Source organism: Streptomyces sp. NPDC059373 (assembly GCF_042751495.1).
Lineage (GTDB): Bacteria > Actinomycetota > Actinomycetes > Streptomycetales > Streptomycetaceae > Actinacidiphila.
On record NZ_JBHYXC010000011.1, the window covers coordinates 83,747 to 107,187 of the forward strand.

17 protein-coding genes and 1 pseudogene are annotated in these 23,441 nt (G+C 70.1%); 5 read left to right on the forward strand and 13 right to left on the reverse strand.

From position 1 onward, the window contains the following. Positions 1–110: 110 nt before the first annotated feature. The 9 genes from dxs to acnA form a co-directional block, all read right to left on the reverse strand. Positions 111–2,024 carry a 1-deoxy-D-xylulose-5-phosphate synthase gene (gene dxs / locus ACFXJ5_RS17750; protein WP_384631357.1) on the reverse strand — a complete coding sequence of 638 codons (1,914 nt, stop codon included), beginning with the start codon at positions 2,022–2,024 and terminating at the stop codon, positions 111–113. Positions 2,025–2,179: 155 nt separating this feature from the next. After that, entirely contained in the window at positions 2,180–3,499 is a 1,320-nt protein-coding gene (locus ACFXJ5_RS17755) for a sugar ABC transporter permease (protein ID WP_384631359.1), read from the reverse strand. Beyond that, positions 3,496–4,287 (reverse strand): ATP-binding cassette domain-containing protein, encoded by a 792-nt coding sequence (locus ACFXJ5_RS17760; RefSeq protein ID WP_384631361.1) that lies wholly within the window; start codon positions 4,285–4,287, stop codon positions 3,496–3,498. The genes ACFXJ5_RS17755 and ACFXJ5_RS17760 overlap by 4 nt, the downstream gene beginning before the upstream one ends. A 221-nt stretch (positions 4,288–4,508) precedes the next feature. Then, the gene (locus ACFXJ5_RS17765) at positions 4,509–5,600 is read right to left on the reverse strand and encodes a sugar ABC transporter substrate-binding protein (protein ID WP_384631363.1); all 1,092 of its coding nucleotides are present in this window, start codon (positions 5,598–5,600) and stop codon (positions 4,509–4,511) included. Between the two features lie 138 nt (positions 5,601–5,738). Then, positions 5,739–6,941: an ROK family protein gene (locus ACFXJ5_RS17770; RefSeq protein WP_384631364.1), complete on the reverse strand. Its 1,203-nt coding sequence runs from the start codon at positions 6,939–6,941 to the stop codon at positions 5,739–5,741. Positions 6,942–7,139: 198 nt separating this feature from the next. Then, a complete protein-coding gene (locus ACFXJ5_RS17775; protein WP_384631366.1) occupies positions 7,140–8,051 on the reverse strand; it encodes a carbohydrate ABC transporter permease in 912 nt (303 codons plus the stop codon). Between the two features lie 10 nt (positions 8,052–8,061). Next, positions 8,062–8,991, reverse strand: coding sequence for a carbohydrate ABC transporter permease (locus tag ACFXJ5_RS17780; protein WP_384631368.1), 930 nt, complete (start codon positions 8,989–8,991; stop codon positions 8,062–8,064). 12 nt (positions 8,992–9,003) lie between these two features. Beyond that, positions 9,004–10,425: an N-acetylglucosamine/diacetylchitobiose ABC transporter substrate-binding protein gene (ngcE, locus tag ACFXJ5_RS17785; RefSeq protein ID WP_384631370.1), complete on the reverse strand. Its 1,422-nt coding sequence runs from the start codon at positions 10,423–10,425 to the stop codon at positions 9,004–9,006. Between the two features lie 233 nt (positions 10,426–10,658). After that, positions 10,659–13,370 carry an aconitate hydratase AcnA gene (acnA, locus tag ACFXJ5_RS17790; protein ID WP_384631372.1) on the reverse strand — a complete coding sequence of 904 codons (2,712 nt, stop codon included), beginning with the start codon at positions 13,368–13,370 and terminating at the stop codon, positions 10,659–10,661. A 182-nt stretch (positions 13,371–13,552) separates the two neighbouring features. Here acnA and ACFXJ5_RS17795 point away from each other — a divergent pair. Next, positions 13,553–13,873, forward strand: a pseudogene (locus ACFXJ5_RS17795) (Uma2 family endonuclease); the annotation flags it as partial. Between the two features lie 8 nt (positions 13,874–13,881). On the opposite strand, the gene ACFXJ5_RS17800 reads toward ACFXJ5_RS17795, so the two are convergent. Beyond that, a complete protein-coding gene (locus ACFXJ5_RS17800) occupies positions 13,882–14,700 on the reverse strand; it encodes an isocitrate lyase/phosphoenolpyruvate mutase family protein (protein WP_384631374.1) in 819 nt (272 codons plus the stop codon). Between the two features lie 122 nt (positions 14,701–14,822). Here ACFXJ5_RS17800 and ACFXJ5_RS17805 point away from each other — a divergent pair, with 122 nt between their 5' ends. Genes ACFXJ5_RS17805 through ACFXJ5_RS17815 form a run of 3 tightly spaced genes read left to right on the forward strand, consistent with a single transcriptional unit; the run spans position 14,823 to position 18,347 of the window. Beyond that, positions 14,823–16,307, forward strand: a complete 1,485-nt coding sequence (locus ACFXJ5_RS17805) for a DNA-3-methyladenine glycosylase 2 family protein (RefSeq protein WP_384631376.1) — start codon at positions 14,823–14,825, stop codon at positions 16,305–16,307. 1 nt (position 16,308) lies between these two features. Then, positions 16,309–16,803, forward strand: coding sequence for a methylated-DNA--[protein]-cysteine S-methyltransferase (locus ACFXJ5_RS17810; protein WP_384631378.1), 495 nt, complete (start codon positions 16,309–16,311; stop codon positions 16,801–16,803). A 14-nt stretch (positions 16,804–16,817) separates the two neighbouring features. Beyond that, entirely contained in the window at positions 16,818–18,347 is a 1,530-nt protein-coding gene (locus ACFXJ5_RS17815) for a UDP-N-acetylglucosamine 1-carboxyvinyltransferase (protein WP_384631380.1), read from the forward strand. A gap of 38 nt (positions 18,348–18,385) precedes the next feature. On the opposite strand, the gene ACFXJ5_RS17820 is transcribed toward ACFXJ5_RS17815, so the two are convergent. Both ACFXJ5_RS17820 and ACFXJ5_RS17825 read right to left on the reverse strand, forming a co-directional pair. After that, the gene (locus ACFXJ5_RS17820; RefSeq protein WP_384631554.1) at positions 18,386–20,419 is read right to left on the reverse strand and encodes a SpoIIE family protein phosphatase; all 2,034 of its coding nucleotides are present in this window, start codon (positions 20,417–20,419) and stop codon (positions 18,386–18,388) included. Between the two features lie 108 nt (positions 20,420–20,527). Next, positions 20,528–21,364 (reverse strand): alpha/beta fold hydrolase, encoded by an 837-nt coding sequence (locus tag ACFXJ5_RS17825; protein ID WP_384631382.1) that lies wholly within the window; start codon positions 21,362–21,364, stop codon positions 20,528–20,530. A 192-nt stretch (positions 21,365–21,556) separates the two neighbouring features. Here ACFXJ5_RS17825 and ACFXJ5_RS17830 point away from each other — a divergent pair, with 192 nt between their 5' ends. Next, entirely contained in the window at positions 21,557–22,378 is an 822-nt protein-coding gene (locus tag ACFXJ5_RS17830) for a PaaX family transcriptional regulator C-terminal domain-containing protein (RefSeq protein ID WP_384631384.1), read from the forward strand. Positions 22,379–22,383: 5 nt separating this feature from the next. Here the strand turns inward: ACFXJ5_RS17830 and argF are convergent, their stop codons facing one another. Continuing rightward, positions 22,384–23,382 (reverse strand): ornithine carbamoyltransferase, encoded by a 999-nt coding sequence (gene argF, locus ACFXJ5_RS17835; RefSeq protein ID WP_384631385.1) that lies wholly within the window; start codon positions 23,380–23,382, stop codon positions 22,384–22,386. Between the last annotated feature and the right edge of the window lie 59 nt (positions 23,383–23,441).

Sequence of the window (23,441 nt, forward strand, 5' to 3'; positions counted from 1 at the left end):
AAAACCCCACTCTGTTTTTTGGTCCCCCCGGCCGGCGCCCCCCCACCCGCGGGCCGTGGGGGGGGTTGAACCCCCTTAAACGTTCACCCCCCCGGCCCTGTAGCAGAGTGTTACTCCCCCGCCACCTGCGCGGGCTCGTCCTCGTACCGGCCGTCCAGCCGGGAGACGAGGCCGGTGACCTGCCGGGCGATGTCCGGGGCGGTCAGCCCGATCTCGGCCATGACCTCCTTGCGGGAGGCGTGGTCGAGGAACTGCTGCGGGATGCCGAAGTCGCGCAGGGGGACGTCCACGCCCGCGTCGCGCAGCGCCTGCGAGATCGCGGAGCCGACGCCGCCGGCGCGGCCGTTGTCCTCGACGGTGACGACCACCCGGTGGCGGGCGGCCAGACCCGGCAGTGCCTCGTCGACCGGCTTGACCCAGCGGGGGTCGACGACGGTGGTGGTGATGCCCTGGGCATCCAGCAGGCCGGCGATCTCCAGGCACATGGGCGCCAGCGCGCCGACCGAGACCAGCAGCACGTCGGGCCGCTCGGCGCCGGCCTCGCGCAGTACGTCCATGCCGCCGACCGTGCCGACCGCCTTGACGGCCGGGCCGACCGCGCCCTTGGAGTAGCGGACCACGGTGGGGGCGTCGTCGACCTGGACGGCCTCGCGGAGCTGGGCCCGTACCTGGTCGGCGTCGCGCGGGGCGGCGATCCGCAGGCCGGGGACGACCTGGAGGATCGACATGTCCCACATGCCGTTGTGCGAGGCGCCGTCGGTGCCGGTGACGCCGGCCCGGTCCAGGACGAAGGTCACGCCGCACTTGTGCAGGGCGACGTCCATCAGGACCTGGTCGAAGGCGCGGTTCAGGAAGGTCGCGTAGACCGCGACGACCGGGTGCAGCCCGCCGGTGGCCAGGCCGGCCGCCGAGGTGGCGGCGTGCTGCTCGGCGATGCCGACGTCGTAGACCCGGTTCGGGAAGGCCTTGGCGAACTTGTCCAGGCCGACCGGCTGGAGCATCGCGGCGGTGATCGCCACGATGTCCTTGCGCTCCTTGCCGAGCTTGACCATCTCCTCGCCGAAGACCGAGGTCCAGTCGGCGCCGCCGGCCGAGATCGGCAGACCGGTGTCGGGGTGGATCGGGCCGATGCCGTGGAAGCGGTCGGCCTCGTCCTGCTCGGCCGGGCTGTAGCCGCGGCCCTTCTCGGTGAGGCAGTGCACTATCACCGGGCCGCCGAAGCGCTTGGCCCGGGTGAGCGCGGACTCCAGGGCCTCGATGTCGTGGCCGTCGATCGGGCCGACGTACTTCAGGCCGAGGTCCTCGAACATGCCCTGGGGGGCGATGAAGTCCTTCAGGCCCTTCTTGGCGCCGTGCAGCGTCTCGTACAGCGGCTTACCGATGAGCGGGGTGCGCTCCAGCAGGTCCTTCGTACGGGTGAGGAACTGCTCGTAGCCGTCGGTGGTGCGCAGCGTGGCCAGGTGGTCGGCGAGGCCGCCGATGGTGGGCGCGTACGAGCGCTCGTTGTCGTTGACGACGATGACGAGCGGGCGGTCCTTGGCGGCGGCGATGTTGTTGAGCGCCTCCCAGGCCATGCCGCCGGTGAGGGCTCCGTCACCGATGACGGCGACGACGTGGTCGCGCCTGCCGAGCAGCTGGTTGGCCTTGGCGAGGCCGTCGGCCCAGCCGAGGACGGTGGAGGCGTGGCTGTTCTCGATGACGTCGTGCTCGGACTCGGCGCGGGAGGGATAGCCGGACAGACCGCCCTTGCCCTTGAGCCGGGAGAAGTCCTGACGGCCGGTGAGCAGCTTGTGCACATAGCTCTGGTGCCCTGTGTCGAAGAGCACCTTGTCCTGTGGCGAGTCGAAGACCCGGTGCATGGCGATGGTGAGCTCGACCACGCCGAGGTTGGGGCCCAGGTGGCCACCGGTCTTGGAGACCGCGTCGACGAGGAAGGTACGGATCTCGCCCGCCAGCTCCACCAGCTGCTCCTGGCTGAGCCGGTCGAGGTCGCGCGGTCCCTTGATGCGGGTCAGCAGCGCCACCCGTGCCTCCTTCTTGCTGTCGCTTACCGGTTTCCCGAATTGCCGAGTCTATGTGGTGGCCTTTCGGCCCCCGCACACACCTGTGCCCGGCACCGGGAACGATCATCCTGGTGCCGGGCACATGGCGCTACCGCTGGCGTGTTACACCCGGGTGGTCACGCCCGTCCGGAGGCCTTCTGGCTCTTGCGCGACACCGAGTCGATGACCACGGCGCCGAGGAGCACCGCGCCGGTGATCATGTACTGGATGGACGTGTTCATGTTGAGCAGGTCCAGGCCGGTCTGGATGGACTGGATGACCAGCATGCCCAGCAGGGCGGACCAGACGTTGCCCCGGCCGCCGAAGAGGCTGGTGCCACCGATGACGGCGGCCGCGATGGCCAGCATCAGGGTGTTGCCGCCACCGGCGTTCAGGGTCGCGGTCTGGGTCTGCCCGGCGAAGAACATGCCGCCGATCGCCGCGAAGCCACCGGAGATGGCGAACACGGTGATACGGACCATGGGCACGTTGATACCGGCCCTGCGGGCGGCCTCGATGCCACCGCCGACCGCGAAGACCTTACGGCCGTACGTGGTACGCCGCAGCACGAAGTCCACGATCACCAGCGCCGCGAGGAAGATCACCAGGGAGTTGGTCACACCGGCGGCCTGGTTCAGCACGTACGCCGAGACGAAGGCCGCCACGGCGAGCGCGCCGACCCGCAGGGCGATCTCGCTGGTGGGCCGGAAGGGCACACCGGCCGCGCGCCGGCGGCGCTGGTCCATGAGCGAGCCCACGAGCATGGACAGGACACCGAGGCCGGCCAGCAGATAGGCGCCGATGACGGCCTGGTCCAGGAAGAAGGAGTTCTGGCTCAGCAGGTGCGACGGGCCCGCGTCCGGGACGTTGATCGTCCCGTTCGAGCCGAGCAGCCACAGCATCAGGCCGTTCCAGCCGAGGAAGCCCGCCAGGGTGACGACGAAGGCCGGTACGCCGATTCTGGCGAAGAACCAGCCCTGCAACGCGCCGATCAGGGCACCGATCACGATGGTGACGATCAGGGCCAGCCAGGCGTTCACGCCGTGGTTGACCACGAAGACGGCGAAGAGGGCGGACGCCAGTCCGCTGAGGGAGCCGACCGACAGGTCGATCTCACCGAGCAGCAGCACGAACACCAGGCCGATGGCGAGCATGCCGGTGGCCGACAGGAAGTAGCTGATGTTGGAGAGGTTGTCCGCGCTGAGGAACCGGGAGTTCTGGGTCTGGAAGATGGTCCAGATGACGATCAGGCCGACGAAGACCGGCAGCGAGCCCAGCTCGCCGCCCTTCACCTTGCGCTTGAACTCGGTGAAGTAGCCCTTCAGGCCCTCTTCGCGGATCAGCAGTCGCGGGTCGACGACGGACACCGGCGCTGCCGTGGGGTCGTCGGCCGGGGCCACGGTGTTCTGGTTCTCCAGCGCCGGGTCCGGCTTCACGGTCTTGGACGTGTCGCTCACTTTGACGCCTCCGTGGTGCGACGCCCCGCACGACGGGTCACGGCGTTGTCCGTGGCACCGGTGATCGCGGCGATGATCTCTTCGTGGCTGGTGTCCTTCACCGGGAAGGAGCCGTTGTTCTTGCCCAGGCGCAGCACGTGGACGGTGTCGGCGACCGCCTTGACGTCGGCCATGTTGTGGCTGATGAGGATGACGCCGAGGTCGCGCTCACGCAGCCGCTCGACCAGGTCGAGGACCTGGGCGGTCTGCTCGACGCCGAGGGCGGCGGTGGGCTCGTCGAGAATGACGACCTTGGGGTCACCGATCAGGGCACGGGCGATGGCGACGACCTGACGCTGGCCACCGGAGAGGCTGGCGATCGGGATGCGTACGCTCGGGATGCGGATGGAGAGCGTGCTCAGCAGCTCGCGGGAGTTCTTCTCCATGGTCACCTCGTCGATGACGCCGCGGTGAAGCAGCTCGCGTCCGAGGTAGAGGTTGCCGACCACGTCGAGGTTGTCGCACAGGGCGAGGTCCTGGTAGACGGTGGCGACGCCGAGTCCCTTGGCGTCATGCGGCTTGTTGATGCTGACCGGCCGGCCCTCCCACTCGATGACTCCCTCATCGATGGGGTGCACCCCGGCGATCGTCTTGACCAGGGTGGACTTTCCGGCGCCGTTGTCGCCGACCAGGGCGACTACTTCTCCGGCGTGGACCTCCAGTTCGACATCGGTGAGCGCCTGCACCGCACCGAATCGCTTGGAGACTCCGCGCAACGCCAGCACGGGCGTAGCGGACACGTGAACCATCTCCTTCGCCGCCTGACCGGCGGGGATGCCGCGCTTGAGAACAGGCGCGGAGGGTTGTGCGCAAGGCACAGGTTTACAAGACGAACATGCGCGTGGCCGGTGCCCATTGGCAACGGCTACGTCTACTGCGTTTGCAAGGGGTCTGTCCGGACGCCCGCCCCGCAGCGGGGTGTGGAGGTGGGGCGGGCGCCGGACAGGCTTTGCGTGCCGCAGGGCGGCAGTTACTTCAGACCGGCGGCCGCGCAGGCCTTGGCGTAGGCGGCGGTGCAGATCTCGGGGACGGTCCAGAGCTTGTCCTTGACCACCGTGTCCGCGATGTTGGCCTTGGTGACCGACACCGGGGTCAGCAGCGCAGAGGGGACCTTGTCGCCGGAGCCGCTGGTCAGAGTCGTGGTGGTCAGCGACGAGTTGCTCTTGCCGTTGAGCAGGTTGACCGCGAGCTCGGCAGCCGTGTCGGCCTCCGGCTTGTAGGCCTTGTAGACGGTGCTGGACTGGGTGCCGGCGACGATCCGCTGGATACCCGCGAGCTCCGCGTCCTGGCCGGTCAGCGGGATGCCGCTGATGCCGGCGCCCTTGAGGGCGGTGGCGATACCGCCGGCCATGCCGTCGTTGGCGGAGTAGACGCCCGCGATGTTCTTGGCGCCGAGCTGGGTGATGGCGGCCGACATCTTCTGGGCCGCGATGGTGTCCTTCCACAGGCCGGACTGCTCGTAGGCGATGTTGACCTTGCCGTCGAGGGCCTTGTGGGCGCCTGCCTTGAACTGCGCGGCGTTCGGGTCGGCGCTGTCACCGTCGATCATGACGATCTTCGACTTCGTGGTGGCCTTGGAGCCCAGCGCGGTGAGCAGGGCCTGACCCTGGAGCTCGCCGACCTTGACGTTGTCGAAGGAGACGTACGCGGAGACCGGGCCCTGGGCGAGGCGGTCGTACGCGACGACCTTGATGCCCTTGTTGACCGCGGACTGGATGGAGGACTTGATCGCGGCAGAGTCCTGGGCGCTGATCACGATGACCTTGACGCCCTTGGTGATCATGGTGCTGACCTGCTGGGCCTGCTTGGCCGCATCGGCGCCGGCATTCGCGTACTGGACCGTGCAGTCGGAGCAGAGGGCCGCGACCTTGGCCTCGAAGTACGGCTTGTCGAACTTCTCGTACCGGGCCGTGACGCTGTCGGGAAGCAGCAGGCCGATGCTCTTGTTCGAGCTGCTGCTGCTGTTGTCCGAGCTGCTGCCGGCCTTGCCGCAGGCGGCCACCGAAAGGGCCATCGAAACCGCGGCGGTGCCGATCACAACGCGACGCATCATTGCGTTCATCTGGGGTTGCCTCCCTGACAGGGCCGCAACGCTGCGGCCGAGGTGAACGTGAGTCAACTCGGCCGCAGCTTTGTCGTCAAGAAGTAAATCCTTAACGAGATGGCAACGGTGCGTTTCGTTATCTAGATGAACGCAGCGTCACCCTGTGAATGCCGGGGCGACTGCGGGGACAGTACCATCCAAAAGGTGTGAATCGCCCACCTCGCTCAGGGCCAATGCGAGCGCGCCGAGCACCTCCGCCCGGGCCCCCAGGGAGCCCGGGACGATCGAGAGTTGGCGGGCGGCGCTGGGGATGGCGTAACGCGCCACGGACTCCCGGATCGGCGAAAGCACCAGCTCACCGGCCTCCGCGAGGTCGCCACCGAGGACGATGCGGCTGGGGTTGAGCAGATTGCAGAGGCTGGCGACACCCATGCCGATGTGCCGGCCGACGTCGGCGATGACCCGGCGGCAGCCCGGATCGCCGTCGCGGGCCAGCTGAACCATGCGAGGCATGGTGAGATCGGGGCCGTGACTGCCGCGCAGCAACTCCAGCACGTAGCGGGCGGCGGTGAAGGTCTCCAGGCAGCCCCGGTTGCCGCAACGGCAGACCGGACCGGCCTCGTCCAGGGTGATGTGGCCGATCTCGCCGGCCGTGCCGCCGGGGCCGCGGTAGATCCGGCCGTCTATCACCAGCCCCGCGCCGACACCGCTGGCGACCTTGATGTACGCCAGGTCCTTGACCCCCCGGCCGCCGCCCCAGACCAGCTCGCCCAGGGCCCCGAGATTGGCGTCGTTGTCCACCTGGACCGGCATCCGCAGGCGTTCCGCGAGCTCCTGGCGCGGGTTGATGCCGCTCCAGCCCGGCAGGATCGCTGTCGACCCGAGGGCGCCGGTCTCCACGTCGATAGGGCCGGGGACGCCGAGGCCGACGCCCAGCACCTTGCCGGGTCCGACGCCGGTGGCCTCGATCAGCTGGCCGACGAGCTCTTCCGCCCGGTCAAAGCCTTGTGAGGCCGAGGCGTCCACGTCGATCGGCTCGGACTGCTCGGCCAGCACCTGGTGGGCCAGATTGCCGACCGCGACCCGCAGATGCGAGTGGCCGAAATCAACCCCCACCACGATCCCGGCGTCACCGGACAGCGCCACACTGCGGGCCCGGCGGCCACCGGAGGAGGTCGGTGTGACCTCGACCGTTCCGTTGTCCCGCAGCTCACGAACGATGTTGGAGACCGTGGCCGCCGACAGTCCGGTACTCCGGGCGATCTCCGCCTGGGTGAGCGAACCGGCCAGCCGTACGGCCCGGACCACCCTCTCCAGATTGGCCCGGTGCAGCGACGACTGCGATCCCGGAGTCTCCACGACCAACCACTCCTGCCGGTACATGGCGGCGGAGTCGCACCGATGAGACCCCGTCGTCTACAACATGTGAACCCTAAGCTGAGCGTTTGGGCTTGTGTTCCGTCAAGGGGCAGAACCACACCGTTATCGGAATCGGCCGAAAACGCGCAGGCGGCCCCGTGGTGTCACAGGGCCGCCGGACAGGTGTACGTACGGTTATTACTTGAGGGCGCCGGCGGTCAGACCGGCCTGCACCTGCCTCTGGAACACTGCGTAGACCACGAGTACCGGAAGCATCGCGATCGACAGTCCGGCGAAGAGTCCGGACCAGTCGCCCTTGTACCCCTGCTGCACCGCGAGGTCGGCCAGGCCCTGGGTGAGGACCCACTGCTTGGTCTCGCCCTGGTTCAGCACCAGCGGCAGCAGGTACTGGTTCCACTGGCCCAGGATGTTGAAGATCCCGACGCTGATCAGGCCCGGCTTGGCCATCGGCAGCATCACCTGGAAGAAGGCCCGGCTGTGCGAGGCCCCGTCGATCAGCGCCGCCTCGGCCACCGAGGTCGGCAGGGTTCTGAAGAAGGCCGTCATGAAGAAGACGGTGAAGGGGAGCGAGTAGGCGATGTAGACCAGCACCAGCCCCGGGACCGTGTTGAGCAGCTGCATGTTCTTCAGGACGAAGAACAGCGGCACCAGCACCATGATCACCGGGAACGCCATGCCGCCGACGAAGAGGAAGTAGACGAAACGGTTGCCGGGGAACTCGAAGCGGGCCAGCACGTAGGCCGCCATCGAGCCGAGGACCATCGTGCCGACGGTCGAGAAGCCGACCACCACGAAGGTGTTGAGGAAGTACTGCCCGATGTTGGCCTTGGTCCAGGCGCGCGCCCAGTTCTCGAAGTGCAGGTGGGTCGGCAGCGACCACGGCGAGCCGAGGATCTGCGAGTCGGTCTTGAAGGAGCTCCACACCGCCCACAGCAGCGGCACGCCCACCATCAGCGCCCAGAGGACCAGGAAGCCGTGCGAGAAGACGTTCAGCACGCCGCCCTCGCTGGAGCGCCAGCGCCGCTTCGTACGCGTCGCCTGCCGCTGCCCGGCGTCCGCCTTCTCCACCCGTACGGTGTCCGTCGTCATCGCAGGCTCCCTAGAACTCGACCCGCTCGCGCCGCGAGAACCGCAGCGTGAGGACGGCGAACACCATCGTGACGATCAGCATCGCGATACCCATCGCAGCCGCGAGGCCGTATTGGCTGCTTTCCCGGAACGCTGTCTTCCACAGCAGCAGCGGCACCACCTGGGTGGCGTTGTCGGGGCCGCCGTTCTGCACGGACATGATCTGGACGTACGCGAAGGCGTCCATGCAGATGATGCCCATGTACACCCAGCCGGTCTGGACCGTGTCCCACAGCAGGGGGAGCGTGATCCGGAAGAAGGTCGCGCCCCGGGTCGCGCCGTCCAGCAGCGCGGCCTCGTAGATGTCGCTCGGGATGGAGGACATGCCGGCCGAGAAGAGCACCACGTAGAAGCCGACGCTGCACCACACCATGACGGCCATGATGCAGATGAGCGCCAGGTTCGGATCGCCGAGCCAGGACTGCTGGAGCGAGCCGAGTCCGACGGCTCCCAGGAGGGAGTTGAGGAGGCCGTCGTCCGGGTCGGGGTTGTAGATCTGCTGCCACAGGACGGCGACGATCGTGATCGACAGCACCTGCGGGAAGAAGTAGACGACCTTGTACAGGCCCGCGCCCCTGACGCCCGTGACGGCCGCCGCGCCCTTTCTGCGGCGGCCGCCCACATTGAGCATGAAGGCGAAGAACAGGCCCAGGCCCAGCGTCACGACCGGCACCACCAGGAGAATGATGACGTTGTGCCAGAGCGCCTGCCAGAACAGGTCGTTGTGCACCAGCTTGTCGTAGTTCTCCAGACCGATGAAGTTCATGTCGGGAGTGAGGCCGCTCCAGTCCGTCATCGAGATCTGGAACGCCTGGATGAACGGCGAGATCACGAAGACGGCGTACATCGCCAGTGGAGCTGCCAGGAACCCGATGATGAACCGGTACTTGCCGTGCCGCATCGCGCTGTCCCGTCAGGAGTGCTTGAACTTCTTGATCGACGAGTCCTTCTTGGTGGCGTCGGCGCCCTTCTGCGCACGCTTGATCCACTCGGCGGACGTGATCTTGCCGGTCAGCAGCTGCCCGGTCGCTCCGCCGATCGTTTCGTTGCTCAGCGTCGGATACCAGTCCGCCAGCCGGGGATTCACCACATTGGAGCCGGCCGCCTTCAGCGCGGCACTCGCCGAGGTCAGGCCCGGGGTCAGGGTCAGCCCCTCCTCGGCGCCGGCGTAGCAGGTCAGGGACTTCAGCGACTTGGTGAAGGCCTGGGCGTTCTTCTTGCTGAGCATGATGCGCAGCAGCTCCATGCCCCCCTCGGGGTTCTTGCCCTCCTTGGCGACGATGAAGGGCTCACCGGCGGCCGCGCGGACCGTACCGAAGGGGAGCTTGTCGCTGCTTCCGGTGCCGATGGTGGCGCCGACGCCCAGCTTGAAGTCGGCCGGCATGGTGGGGGCGGCCTCGTTCTCCACCCAGGAGCCGTTGGGGATGAAGGCGGCCTTGCCCTTGGTCCAGGCGGTCTGCGCCTGGATGTGGGTCATGCCCTCGGAGCCCTTGAGGAAGTAGCCCTTGGCGGCCAGCTCCTCGTAGTACGCGACCACCTGCTTGACCGCGTCGGTCTGCCAGGCGCCGTCCTCCAGGTTGTCGATGGCGTTGATGGCTTCCTTGCCGCCGACCTTGGCGATCTGCGCGAAGAGGTCGAAGTGCACGTAGTACGGGTATTTGCCCGGGTACGTGAAGGGGGCGATGCCCGCCGCCTTGATCGTGGCGGCCAGCTTGATCATGTCGTCGAAGGTCTCGGGGTAGGCCCAGCCCTTGTCGGCGAGCAGCTTCTGGCTGTACCAGGTGCCGTACACGGTGAAGGCGTAGTTGAGGGCGTAGACCGCGCTGGTGCCGTACTGGCCCTGCTCGATGGTGCCGGCGACGAGGATGTCGCGGACCTTCTTCGCCGGGTCGTCGATGGTCGCCGCGTCCAGCAGCGGGGTGAGGTCGGCGAGCTGGCCCTGCGAGGCGAGGGACGCGGTGTCGAGGTTGTCGGCGCCGGAGTTGTCCATGACGTCCGGCGGGGTGCCACCGGCGAAGCGGGGCTGCAGCTTGGGGCCGAGCGACTGGGTGCCGGTGTGCTTGACGGTGACGCCGTAGGTGGCCTTGTAGTCCTTCTCCGCGTTCTTGACGTAGTCGTCGCCGAAGCCGCCCTTGAAGATGAACGCCTCCAGTGCGACGCCCTTCTTCACCCCCAGGGGGTTCGTGGCGGACGTCTTCCCCGCCGGGGCGGTGGAGTTGCCGCTGCTCCCGCCCGAGGTGGCGCACGCGCTCAGCAGCGCTGCGGAAGGGGCTGCCACCAGGCCGACGGCCATGGCTCGCTTGATCAGATCGCGGCGGTTGATGTCGGATCCCATACTCAAGTCCTCGCCTTCTCCAGGACCAAGCGGTAAGGGAAGACTGATGTGAGCGGGCCACACACCCGCCGCTCCCCCCGCCCGGACGCAGAAAGGTATAGTCCACTCTCTGTGATGTGGGCAAGGTCATACACACGTTTGGCGGACAGCTTTCCCTAGTTGAGACCTCCCCGAAACGGGAGCGGGCCCGCACCCCGGTGAGGGTGCGGGCCCGGTCGGCGCTGCCGAGGCGTTTACTTGCGGATCAGCGAGCGCAGCACGTACTGCAGGATGCCGCCGTTGCGGTAGTAGTCCGCCTCACCGGGGGTGTCGATGCGCACCTTGGCGTCGAACTCGACATCGCCGGCCTTGACCTTGACGGTCTCGGGGATGCCGCCGTCGTTCAGGGCGGTGACACCGGTGAAGGAGAAGGTCTCCTCGCCGGTCAGGCCCAGGGTCTCGGCAGACGCGCCCTCGGGGAACTGCAGGGGCAGGACGCCCATGCCGATGAGGTTCGAGCGGTGGATGCGCTCGTACGACTCGGCGATGACGGCCTTGACGCCCAGCAGCGAGGTGCCCTTGGCCGCCCAGTCGCGGGACGAGCCGGAGCCGTACTCCTTGCCGGCCAGGATGACCAGCGGGATGCCGGCCGCCTGGTAGTTCTTCGAGGCGTCGTAGATGAAGGAGACCGGGCCGCCCTCGACGGTGAAGTCGCGGGTGTAGCCGCCCTCGGTGCCCGGCGCGACCTGGTTGCGCAGCCGGATGTTGGCGAAGGTGCCGCGGATCATTACCTCGTGGTTGCCACGGCGGGAGCCGTACGAGTTGAAGTCGCGCCGCTCGACGCCGTGCTCGGTGAGGTACTTGCCGGCCGGGGTGTCGGCCTTGATGGCGCCGGCCGGGGAGATGTGGTCGGTGGTGACCGAGTCGCCCAGCTTGGCCAGCACGCGGGCACCGGAGATGTCGGTGACCGGGGACGGCTCCAGCGCCATGCCGTCGAAGTAGGGGGGCTTGCGGACGTAGGTGGACTGCGCGTCCCACTCGAAGGTGTCGCCGGTCGGGATCGGCAGCGACTGCCACTGCGCGTCGCCCGCGAAGACGTCCTGGTAGGACTTGTTGAACATGTCCTCGCCGATGGCGTTGGCCACGACGTCGTTGACCTCGGCCTCGGTCGGCCAGATGTCCTGGAGGTAGACCGGCTTGCCGTCCTGGTCGGTGCCCAGCGCGTCCTTGGTGATGTCCACCTTCATCGAGCCCGCGAGGGCGTACGCGACGACCAGCGGCGGCGACGCCAGGTAGTTCATCTTGACGTCGGGGTTGATCCGGCCCTCGAAGTTGCGGTTGCCGGACAGGACCGCGGCGACCGCGAGGTCGTGCTCGTTGACGGCCTTGGAGACCTCCTCCGGCAGCGGGCCGGAGTTGCCGATGCAGGTGGTGCAGCCGTAACCGACCAGGTTGAAGCCGACCTTGTCGAGGTACGGGGTCAGGCCCGCCTTGTCGAAGTAGTCGGTGACGACCTTCGAACCCGGGGCCAGAGTGGTCTTGACCCACGGCTTGCGGGTCAGGCCCTTCTCGACCGCCTTCTTGGCGACGAGCGCGGCCGCCACCATGACGTACGGGTTCGAGGTGTTGGTGCAGGAGGTGATCGCGGCGACGGTGACGGCGCCGTGGTCGATCTCGTACGTCGACCCGTCGGGGGCCGTGACCAGGGTCGGGCGGGTCGGCACGCCGTTGGTGGAAGCCGGGGCGTCGGAGGCCGGGAAGGACTCCTTGCCCGCCTCGTCGTCGTCCTCGACGTAGTTGCGTACGTCCTGCTTGAACTTCTCGGCGGCGTTGGCCAGGACGATACGGTCCTGCGGGCGCTTCGGGCCGGCGATGGAGGGGACGACCGTGGAGAGGTCGAGCTCCAGCTTCTCCGAGAAGTCCGGCTCGGCGGCCGGGTCCAGCCACAGGCCCTGCTCCTTGGCGTACGCCTCGACGAGCGCGAGCTGCTGCGCCGGGCGGCCGGTGAGCTTCAGGTACTTGATCGTCTCGGCGTCGATCGGGAAGATCGCGGCGGTCGAGCCGAACTCCGGCGACATGTTGCCGATGGTGGCGCGGTTGGCGAGCGAGGTCGCGGAGACGCCCTCACCGTAGAACTCGACGAACTTGCCGACGACGCCGTGCTTGCGCAGCATCTCGGTGATCGTGAGGACCAGGTCGGTCGCCGTGGTGCCGGTCGGCAGCTCGCCGGTCAGCTTGAAGCCGACCACGCGCGGGATCAGCATCGACACCGGCTGGCCGAGCAGAGCGGACTCCGCCTCGATGCCGCCGACGCCCCAGCCCAGCACACCCAGGCCGTTGACCATGGTGGTGTGCGAGTCGGTGCCGACGAGGGTGTCGGGGTACGCCTGGCCGCCCCGGACCATGACGGTGCGGGCCAGGTGCTCGATGTTGACCTGGTGGACGATGCCGGTGCCGGGCGGGACGACCTTGAACTCGTCGAACGCGGTCTGGCCCCAGCGCAGGAACTGGTAGCGCTCCTTGTTGCGGCCGTACTCCAGCTCCACGTTCTGCGCGAAGGCCTCGTTGGTGCCGAACTTGTCGGCGATGACCGAGTGGTCGATGACCAGCTCGGCGGGGGCCAGCGGGTTGATGCGCGACGGGTCGCCGCCCAGGTCCTTGACGGCCTCACGCATGGTGGCGAGGTCCACGACACAGGGCACACCCGTGAAGTCCTGCATGATCACGCGGGCCGGCGTGAACTGGATCTCCTGGCTCGGCTGCGCCTGGGAGTCCCAGCCGCCGATCGCCCGGATGTGGTCGGCGGTGATGTTCGCGCCGTCCTCGGTGCGGAGCAGGTTCTCCAGCAGCACCTTCAGGCTGTAAGGGAGGCGCTCGGAGCCCTCGACCTTGTCCAGCTTGAAGATCTCGTACGACTCGTCGCCCACCTGCAGCGTGCTGCGGGCGTCGAAGCTGTTCGCCGACACGACAGTCTCCTTCATTGCATGAATTCGCGCGTACCACCGCATGCTGCCGCTTCGGCCGCGTGGCCGGTCCGCTAAGGTAGGGCTTAGTTAGGTAACCCTTACCCCGGGCGACAGCGGTACGCCTCGGCAGATATCTCGATGTCGAGATAACTCTAGTACATCACCGCTGCGAGGTCATGCCCTGGGCCGTGGCCTGTGCCCGCGCCGCGCCGGACCACTCCGCCGGCTCCACGGCCGGTTCCCTGCTGCCGAACCAGACCCTGCTGGTCGTCGAGGTCACCTCGCAGTCCAACGGGGACACCGACCGGATCGTGAAACTCCGCCGCTACGCCGAGTACGGCGCGCCGCTGTATCTCGTGGTCGACCGCCAGGAACGGTCCTGCACCCTCTACGCCGAGCCCGGGGAACTCGGCTACACCAGGGCGGACGGCCCTCACCCCTTCGGCACGCCGGTCCAGCTGCCGGCGCCGTTCGACCTGGAGCTGGACACGTCGGAGTTCTGAGCCGGAGCTCAGCCACGCATCAGGGCGTTGAACTCGCCGTAGGCGATGGCTTCGCCGAAGGAGTCGTACGTCCCCCGCTCCAGCAGTTCTCGGGCGCCGCGCCGGACCAGGGCGTACGCCGACTCGGCGAGGGCGCCGCCGACGCTGATGCGGGCGGGGCCGGCGGCGGCGAGCTCGGGGACGGGCGGGGCGCCGGGGCCGGTGAGGATGCCGAGGGGGGCGTCGATGGCGGAGGCGAGGTCGGCGACGAGGGCGGGGTCGGTGACGCCGGGGACGAAGATGCCGGAGGCGCCGGCGGCGAGGTAGGCGGCGGCGCGGTCGAGGGTTTCGGACAGGCCGCCGGCGCCGCGCAGGTAGGTGTCGGTACGGGCGTGGATGAAGAGCGGCACGCCGGCCTGGTCGGCGGCCTCGCGGGCGGCGGCGATGCGGGCGGACTGCTCGGCGGTGTCGCGGAGGGCGGGGCCCTGGGAGTCCTCGATGTTGATGCCGACGGCTCCGGCGGCGAGCACGCCCCGGACGGTCTCGGCGACGCCGTCGGGGTCGTCCCCGTAACCGCTCTCGATGTCGGCGGTGACCGGGATGTCGACGGCCGCCACGATACGGGCGAGGGCCCGCAGGACCTCGTCGCGGTCGGCGTGGTTGCCGTCGGCGGCGCCCAGGGCCCAGGCGACGCCGGAGCTGGTGGTCGCGACGGCGGCGGCGCCGGCCTCCCCGATGACACGGGCGCTGGCGGCGTCCCAGGCGTTGGGCAGGACCAGCGGGTGGCCGGGGGCGTGGAGGGAGTGGAAGAGCTCGGCGCGGGCCTCGAGGTCGTGGGTCGTCGTCATGAGGCCAGTCCATCAGGCGGCGCGGTGGCCCGTCCGGCGATTTTCCGACACGTACCTCCGCCCCACCTCGATGTCGGATTCTCGCTAGCCTCAGCGGCCCCCCGGGGCGAATGCTGGAGGACATGTACACCGACTTCGAGCGCTGCGTACGTGCCGTACAGGCCAAGGACTCCCGCTTCGACGGGTGGTTCTTCACGGCTGTTCTGACCACGAGGATCTACTGCCGCCCGGGCTGCCCGGTGGTGCCGCCGAAGCCCGAGAACATGACCTTCTACCCGAGCGCGGCCGCCGCCCAGCAGGCCGGATTCCGGGCCTGCAAGCGCTGCCGGCCCGACGCGAGCCCGGGGTCGCCGCGGTGGAACGAGCGGGCGGACCTGGTGGCGCGGGCGATGCGGCTGGTCGCCGACGGGGTGGTGGACCGGGAGGGGGTGCCGGGTCTGGCGGCGCGGCTGGGGTACAGCACGCGGCAGATCGAGCGGCAGTTGCTGGCGGAGCTGGGCGCCGGGCCGCTGGCGCTGGCCAGGGCGCAGCGGGCGCAGACGGCGCGGCTGCTGATCGAGACCAGCGGGCTGCCGATGGCGGAGGTGGCCTTCGCCGCCGGGTTCTCCAGCATCCGTACCTTCAACGACACCGTGCGGGAGGTCTTCGCGCTCACGCCCTCGGATCTGCGGTCCCGGGCCCGCCCGGACCAGCAGGCGGCCGGGTCGCTGTCGCTGCGGCTGCCGTACCGGGCACCGCTGTGCCCCGACAACCTCTTCGGGCATCTGGCGGCGACCGGGGTGCCGGGGGTGGAGGAGTGGCGCGACGGCGCCTACCGCCGCACGCTGCGGCTGCCGCGCGGGCACGGCGTGGTGAGCCTGCGCCCGGCCGCGGACCACATCGCGTGCCGGCTGTCGCTGACGGACTGGCGGGACCTGTCGCTGGCGATCAGCCGCTGCCGGTGGCTGCTCGACCTGGACGCGGATCCGGTGGCGGTCGACGAGCTGCTGCGGCGCGACGCGCTGCTCGCGCCGTACGTGGACAAGGCCCCGGGCCGGCGGGTGCCGCGCACGGTGGACGGCGCGGAGTTCGCGGTCCGGGTGGTGCTGGGCCAGCAGGTGTCGACGGCGGCGGCGCGCACGCTGGCCGGGCGGCTGGTGGAGGCGCACGGCGAGCCGGTGGCCGACCCGGAGGCCGGGAACGGGGGCGAGCTGACCCGGCTGTTCCCTTCGCCGGAGGCGCTGGCGGCGCTGGACCCGGCCGCGCTGGCGATGCCGCGCACCCGGCGGGCGACGCTGACCGGCCTGGTCGCCGCGCTCGCGGCCGGCGAGGTCGACCTGGGCGTCGGCGCCGACTGGGACCGGGCCCGCGAACGGCTCGCCGCCCTCCCCGGCATCGGGCCCTGGTCCGTCGAGGCCGTCGCCATGCGGGCACTGGGCGACCCCGACGCCTTCCTGCCCACCGACCTCGGCGTCCGGCACGCCGCCCGCGCGCTGGGCCTGCCCGCCACGCCGGGCGCGCTGGTCAGGCACTCCGCCGCGTGGCGCCCGTGGCGCGCGTACGCCGTCCAGTACCTGTGGGCGACCGGCGACCACCCGATCAACGTCCTGCCTTCGAACGGATCCTGACATGCGTACGCACACCATGACCGACAGCCCGGTCGGGCCGCTGACCCTGGTCGCCGACGACGGCGTCCTGGCCGGGCTCTACATGACCGAGCAGCGGCACCGCCCGCCGGAGGAGAGCTTCGGCGAGCGCGACCCCGCCGGTTTCGACGCCGCCGTCGAGCAGTTGGCGGCCTACTTCGCGGGCGAGCTGACCGCCTTCGACCTGCCGCTGGCGTTGCACGGCACGCCGTTCCAGCGGCGCGTCTGGAAAGCCCTCCAGGGCATCCCGTACGGCTCGGTGGTCTCGTACGGACAGCTGGCCGACCGCCTCGGGCAGCCGACCGCCTCTCGGGCCGTGGGTCTGGCCAACGGCCGCAACCCGGTGGGCATCATCGTGCCCTGCCACCGGGTGGTGGGCTCGACGGGCAGCCTCACCGGCTACGGCGGCGGGCTGGCCCGCAAGCGTCAGCTGCTGGACTTCGAGCGCGGCCTGCGGGAGCCGACATCTCATATGTGAGATAGTCTCGCCCCATGGGAGACGACTACCTCGCACGTATCGGCAAGCTCATCCGTGACGCGCGCCAGCACCGGGGCTGGACACAGGTACAGCTCGCGGAGGCGCTGGGCACCAGCCAGAGCGCGGTGAACCGTATTGAACGCGGTAACCAGAACATCAGCCTTGAGATGATCGCCCGGATCGGCGAAGCGCTCGACAGCGAAATCGTCTCCCTCGGGTACGCCGGACCGATGCATCTGCGCGTCGTCGGCGGTCGCCGGCTGTCCGGCAGCATCGACGTCAAGACCAGCAAGAACGCCTGCGTGGCCCTGCTGTGCGCCTCGCTGCTCAACGCGGGGCGCACGACGCTGCGCCGCGTCGCCCGGATCGAGGAGGTCTACCGGATCCTGGAGGTGCTGGCCAGCATCGGCGTCCGGGCCCGCTGGATCAACGACGGCAACGACCTGGAGATCGTGCCGCCGGCCCGCCTCGACCTGGAGTCGATGGACACCGAGGCCGCGCGCCGCACGCGCAGCGTCATCATGTTCCTGGGCCCGCTGATGCACCGCACCGACCGCTTCCGGATCCCGTACGCGGGCGGCTGCGACCTCGGTACGCGCACCGTGCAGCCGCATATGACGGCGCTTCGGCACTTCGGGCTCGAGGTCACCGCCACCACCGGCATGTACCACGCCCAGGTGCACCGGGACGCTTCGCCCAGCCGCCCGATCGTGCTGACCGAGCGCGGCGACACCGTCACCGAGAACGCGCTGCTGGCCGCCGCCCGCAACGACGGGGTCACGGTCATCCGCAATGCCAGCTCCAACTACATGGTCCAGGACCTGTGCTTCTTCCTGGAGCAGCTCGGCGTCAAGGTCGAGGGCATCGGGACCACGACCCTCACCGTGCACGGCGTGCCGCACATCGACCGCGACGTGGACTACGCACCCTCCGAGGACCCGGTCGAGGCGATGAGCCTGGTCGCGGCGGCCGTGGTCACCGAGTCCGAACTGACCATCCGGCGCGTGCCGATCGAGTTCCTGGAGATCGAGCTGGCGGTCCTGGAGGAGATGGGCATCGACCACGAGCGCTCGGCCGAATACCCGGCCGACAACGGCCGTACGAGGCTCATCGACCTGACCGTACGCCCGTCGAAGCTCCGCTCCCCCATCGACAAGATCCACCCGATGCCCTTCCCGGGCCTCAACATCGACAACGTGCCCTTCTTCGCGGCCATCGCCGCCATGGCGCAGGGCTCGACCCTCATCCACGACTGGGTCTACGACAACCGCGCGATCTACCTCACCGAGCTGACCCGGCTCGGCGCCAACGTCAAGCTCCTGGACCCGCACCGGGTGCTCGTCGAGGGCCCGACGCGGTGGCGCTCCGCCGAGATGATGTGCCCGCCCGCGCTGCGGCCCGCGGTGGTCGTGCTGCTGGCGATGCTGGCGGCGGAGGGGACCAGCGTGCTGCGCAACGTCTATGTGATCAACCGCGGTTACGAGGACCTGGCCGACCGGCTCAACTCGATCGGCGCGCGCATCGAGACCTTCCGCGACATCTAGCCCGGGGCATCCTGGGCCTCCGGGGCATCCGGGGCCCTTTACGTCAGCACCTGCTCGGTCCAGATGGTCTTGCCGGTCGTGGTCTGCCGGGTCCCCCAGCGCTGCGTGAGCTGCGCGACCAGCAGCAGCCCGCGGCCGCCCTCGTCGAAGATGCGGGCCCGGCGCAGGTGCGGGGAGGTGGAACTGGCGTCGGAGACCTCGCAGTTGAGGGTGCGGTCGCGGATCAGCCGGAGCTGGATGGGAACGCCGCCGTAGCGGATGGCGTTGGTGACCAGTTCGCTGACGACCAGTTCGGTGACGAAGGCGGCCTCGTCGAGTCCCCATTCGGTGAGCTGCTCGGCGGCCAGCCGTCGGGCCTCGCTGACCACGGCCGGGTCCGAGGGCAGGTCCCAGGCCGCCACCTGGTCGGCGTGCAGGGCCCGGGTACGGGCGATGAGCAGGGCGACGTCGTCGGTGGGGCGTTCGGGGAGCAGGGCGGACAGCACGGTGTCGCACGCGGCCTCCAGCGAGGCGGCCGGGGTGGCCAGGGCGATGCGCAGGGCCTCCGTGCCGGCGTCCAGGTCACGGTCGCGGGCCTCGATCAGGCCGTCGGTGTACAGGGCGATCAGGCTGCCTTCGGGCAGTTCCAGCTCGGTGGCCTCGAAGGGCAGTCCGCCGACGCCGAGCAGCGGCCCTGCGGAGAGTTCGGCGACGTACGCCGTGCCGTCGGGCGGCAGGACGACGGGCGGCGGATGACCGGCGCTGGCGAGGGTGCACAGGCGGGACACCGGGTCGTAGACCGCGTACAGGCAGGTGGCGCCGATCTCGCCGCCGCTGGTGTCGGCGCTGTCGTCGCCGCTGGCGAGGTGGAGGACCAGGTCGTCGAGGTGGGCCAGCAGCTCGTCGGGCGGCAGGTCGACGTCGGCGAGGGTGCGGACCGCCGTACACAGCCGGCCCATGGTGGCCGAGGCGTGGATGCCGTGGCCGACCACGTCGCCGACGACGAGGGCCACCCGGGTGCCGGAGAGCGGGATGACGTCGAACCAGTCGCCGCCGACGCCGGCCTGCGAGCCGGCCGGCAGGTAGCGGGAGGCGGCCTCGACGGCGGCCTGGCCGGGGAGACCGCGCGGCAGCAGGCTCTCCTGGAGGGCGAGGGCGTTGGCGCGTTCGCGGGTGTAGCGGCGGGCGTTGTCGACGCAGACGGCGGCCCGGCTGACCAGCTCCTCGGCGAGGGCCACGTCGTCCGCGACGAAGGGCTCCTCGCGCCGGATGCGGATGAAGACCGCCACGCCGAGCGTCGTGCCCCGGGCGCGCAGCGGCACCGCCAGCACGGAGCGGATGTCCTCGCCTCGGGCCTTCGCCGCCCTGGCGCTGTGCCCGGCGATCCACCGGTCGAAGTCGGGGTCCCCGGAGCCGCTCAGCACCGGGCTGCCGGACAGCAGCGCCCGGGCGGGCGGCGAGAACACCGGGTAGGTGTCTGCCGCGCCCAGGCCGATGACCGCCTCCGGGGTGCCCTCGGTCGGCGAGCGGTGGGTCACCCTCCGCATCACCACCGCGCCATCGACCGGGCCGGGGGTGGGTTCGTCCCCGAGCACCACCGACTCCAGCAGGTCCACGCTGGCGAAATCGGCGAACCTGGGTACCACCATCCCGGCGAGTTCCTGGGCGGTGCGCGTCACGTCGAGCGTGGTGCCGATGGTGGCGGCGGCCTCGTTCAGCAGCGCCATCCGCTGCCGTGCCCAGTGCTGCTCGCTGCTGTCGAAGGCCGCCAGCGCCACGGCACGTACCTGCCCCGAGGGGTCCCGGACCGGCCACATCTCGGTGTTCCAGGCGTGTTCCCGGGTCCCCGACGGGGCGCGGGTGTGGCTCTCGTAGTGCACGGGGCGCCCGGACTGCGCCACCTCGCGCAGATGCGCCAGGAAGCCGCGGCTGTGCTCCGCGTTCTCCACGGTGTCCGGGAAGTACCGCCCCTGCAGCGTCGACTCCTCGACGCCCATCACCCGGCAGGCCGTGTCGTTCAGCCGCAGGTAGCGCTGCTGGGTGTCGAAGATGGACATGGAGACCGAGGCCTGGTCGAAGGCCCACGCCACCATCTCGCGGTCGTCCTCGTCCCCGCTGTCGGTGTCCACTCCCCCAGCGTGATCCTTGCGCGGCGCAGCCTCAACTCGGACGTTCCGGGCTCCCGCCACGGCCGACGCCGGTCAGGGCGTGTCGCGGATGAACTCCCGCAGCGCCTTGACCAGGGCGGCCGGCTGGTCCTCCGGGATGAGGGTGCGCGAGTCCGCGATCTCGACCAGTCGCCCCTGCGGCAGCAGCGCCGCCAGCCGCAGGCCGTGGTCGCGGGGCATCAGCAGATCCTCCTCGGCCCAGACGACCAGGGCGGGGCGGTCGAATGCGCGGAGCCCCTCGGCGGCCTCCACCAGGTCGCCCTTACGGGTACCGAGCAGATAGCGGCGCAGGTCGTGGCGGATGGCCGGATCGGTGAGCAGGGGCTCCAGCCAGCCGTCCACGATCTCGTCCGGGACCGGGCGCTTGGTCATCGCGCCGAGCCCGACGGGCAGCCGCCGCAAGGACTTCAGGGCCAGCAGCCGCACAACGGCGTTGAGTCCACCGGGGATCCGGGCGGCCAGCACGAGCAGCTTGCCGGGCAGACCCGGCGGATAGTTGTCCAGCGCCTCACAGGCGACCAGGACGAGCCGCGCCAGGCGTTCGGGGTGCTGGACGGCCACGGTCTGGGCGCGGCCCGAGTCGTTCTCGACCAGCGTGACGCCGGTGAGGTCCAGCCGGTCCAGGAACTCGGCGACCAGGTCCGCCACCGACTGCGGGGTCAGCTCGGCCTCCGCCCGCATGGCCTTCCGGTGGCTGCCCTCGGGAAGCGTCGGCACCACGCACCGGAAGTCGGCGCGCAGGTCGGCGACGACATGCCGCCACAGCGTCCCGTCCTGCGTCAGGCCGTGCAGCAGGACCACCACCGGTCCGTCGCCGCCGGTGTCCTCGTACGCGATCGGGCCGAGGGACAGGTCGAGTTCAGAGTTCACGGCAGCACCGCGCTCCCGTCCGCTTCGGCCGGCGTCTGTTCATCCCACCACCGTACGACGCCGGTCACCGCCACGCCGGATGGTCACCGCCTGCCAGGGCGCGCCGGACCCGGCCGAGTTCAGCGGACGCGCCCCGGGGGAGGACGCAGGTCCGTGGAGCCCGACGTGCCGCCGCGTATCTAGAGTGATCGCGTGACCACCGAGCATGCCTCTCATACGCCCAGTTCGCTCATCCTGACCTTCTTCGGCGCTTACGGGCGGGCCGAGTTGGACGGCCGGGTGGCGGTGGCCGAGCTGATCCGGCTGATGGGCGCGGCCGGAGTCGACGCGCAGTCGGTGCGGTCGGCCGTCTCGCGGCTCAAGCGGCGCGGGCTGCTGGTGGCGGAGGCGGTGGGCGGGGCGGCGGGGTACGCGCTGTCCGGCGAGGCGCGGGAGCTGCTGGCGGACGGCGACCGGCGGATCTACGACGTCCCCGGTGGCCCGTCCGGCGACTGGGTGCTCGCCGTCTTCTCGGTGCCCGAGAGCGAACGCGCCAAGCGGCACCTTCTGCGCTCCCGGCTGGCCCGGCTCGGCTTCGGCGCCGCCGCCCCCGGTGTCTGGATCGCCTCGGGACACCTCGAGGACGAGGCCCGGCACACCCTGACCCGCCTCGGCCTCGACAGCTACGCGGAGCTCTTCCGGGGCGCGCACGTCGGCTTCGAGCCGACGGCCGACGCGGTACGCCGCTGGTGGGACCTCGACGCCATCGCCGACCTGTACGAGGCCTTCCTCGCCGCCCACGGGCCCGCGCTCGGCGCCTGGGCCTGGCGGTCCGGCGCCGCCCCGGCCGACGAGGCCTTCCGCGACTACGTACGCGCCCTCGACGCCTGGCGCCGACTGCCCTACGCCGACCCCGGGCTGCCGGCCGCCCTCCTGCCGGAGGACTGGCCAGGGGCCCGCGCGGCGGAGGTCTTCGGCGAGCTGCACCGGCGCCTGCGGGACGCGGGGGCGGCGTTCGTGCGGGTGGACGGCTGACCGGCTCAGGCCAGGGTGGCCACCAGGATCGCCTTGATCGTGTGCATGCGGTTCTCGGCCTGGTCGAAGACGACCGAGCGCGGCGACTCGAAGACCTCGTCGGTGACCTCGAGGGAGGTCAGCCCGTGCCGTTCGTAGATCTCCTGGCCGACCTTGGTGCCCAGGTCGTGGAAGGCGGGCAGGCAGTGCATGAACTTCACGTCCGGGTTGCCGGTGGCGGCCAGCACGTCGGCGGTGACGGCGTAGGGGCCGAGCAGCGTGATCCGCTCGTCCCAGACCTCCTTGGGCTCGCCCATCGAGACCCAGACGTCCGTGTGGACGAAGTCCGCGCCGCGCACGCCCTCGGCCACGTCCTCGGTGAGCGTGACCCGGGCTCCGGTGCCCGCCGCGAGGCGGTGCGCCTCGGCGACCACGGCGTCGTCCGGCCAGAGCTGCTTGGGCGCCACGATCCGTACGTCCATGCCGAGCAGCGCGCCGGTGATCAGCAGGGAATTGCCGGTGTTGTAGCGGGCGTCGCCGAGGTAGGCGTAGGCGATCTCCTCCAGCGGCTTGGCGCTGTGCTCGGTCATGGTGAGCACGTCGGCCAGCATCTGGGTGGGGTGCCACTCGTCGGTGAGGCCGTTCCACACTGGCACGCCCGCGTATGCCGCCAGTTCCTCGACGATCTGCTGGCCGTTGCCACGGTATTCGATGCCGTCGAACATGCGGCCGAGGACGCGGGCGGTGTCCTTGACCGACTCCTTGTGCCCGATCTGTGAGCCGGCCGGGTCGAGGTATGTGGTCGAGGCGCCCTGGTCGGCGGCGGCGACCTCGAAGGAGCAGCGGGTCCGCGTCGAGGTCTTCTCGAAGACCAGGGCGATGTTCCTGCCCCGCAGCCGCTGGACCTCGGTGCCCGCTCGCTTGGCCGCCTTCAGCTCGGCGGCCAGCTCCACCAGGTGGCGGAACTCCTCGGTGGTGAAGTCCAGCTCCTTGAGAAAGTGGCGGCCCGTGAGGTCGATGGCCATGGGGGCTCCTAGGTCGCGGTCGTAGGGCAATAGGACTGACTGACCCTGGAAGTCTATAC

Excerpts from the sequence above, each read along its gene's own strand:
- ACFXJ5_RS17805 (WP_384631376.1), top strand. The coding sequence starts at position 14,823 with ATGTACACCGACTTCGAGCGCTGCGTACGTGCCGTACAGGCCAAGGAC.
- ACFXJ5_RS17775 (WP_384631366.1), bottom strand. The coding sequence starts at position 8,051 with ATGACGACGGACACCGTACGGGTGGAGAAGGCGGACGCCGGGCAGCGG.
- ACFXJ5_RS17820 (WP_384631554.1), bottom strand. The coding sequence starts at position 20,419 with ATGGTGGCGTGGGCCTTCGACCAGGCCTCGGTCTCCATGTCCATCTTC.
- ACFXJ5_RS17815 (WP_384631380.1), top strand. The coding sequence starts at position 16,818 with ATGGGAGACGACTACCTCGCACGTATCGGCAAGCTCATCCGTGACGCG.
- ACFXJ5_RS17780 (WP_384631368.1), bottom strand. The coding sequence starts at position 8,991 with ATGCGGCACGGCAAGTACCGGTTCATCATCGGGTTCCTGGCAGCTCCA.
- argF (WP_384631385.1), bottom strand. The coding sequence starts at position 23,382 with ATGGCCATCGACCTCACGGGCCGCCACTTTCTCAAGGAGCTGGACTTC.
- ACFXJ5_RS17800 (WP_384631374.1), bottom strand. The coding sequence starts at position 14,700 with ATGACGACGACCCACGACCTCGAGGCCCGCGCCGAGCTCTTCCACTCC.
- ACFXJ5_RS17810 (WP_384631378.1), top strand. The coding sequence starts at position 16,309 with ATGCGTACGCACACCATGACCGACAGCCCGGTCGGGCCGCTGACCCTG.
- ngcE (WP_384631370.1), bottom strand. The coding sequence starts at position 10,425 with ATGGGATCCGACATCAACCGCCGCGATCTGATCAAGCGAGCCATGGCC.
- ACFXJ5_RS17760 (WP_384631361.1), bottom strand. The coding sequence starts at position 4,287 with ATGGTTCACGTGTCCGCTACGCCCGTGCTGGCGTTGCGCGGAGTCTCC.
- ACFXJ5_RS17765 (WP_384631363.1), bottom strand. The coding sequence starts at position 5,600 with ATGAACGCAATGATGCGTCGCGTTGTGATCGGCACCGCCGCGGTTTCG.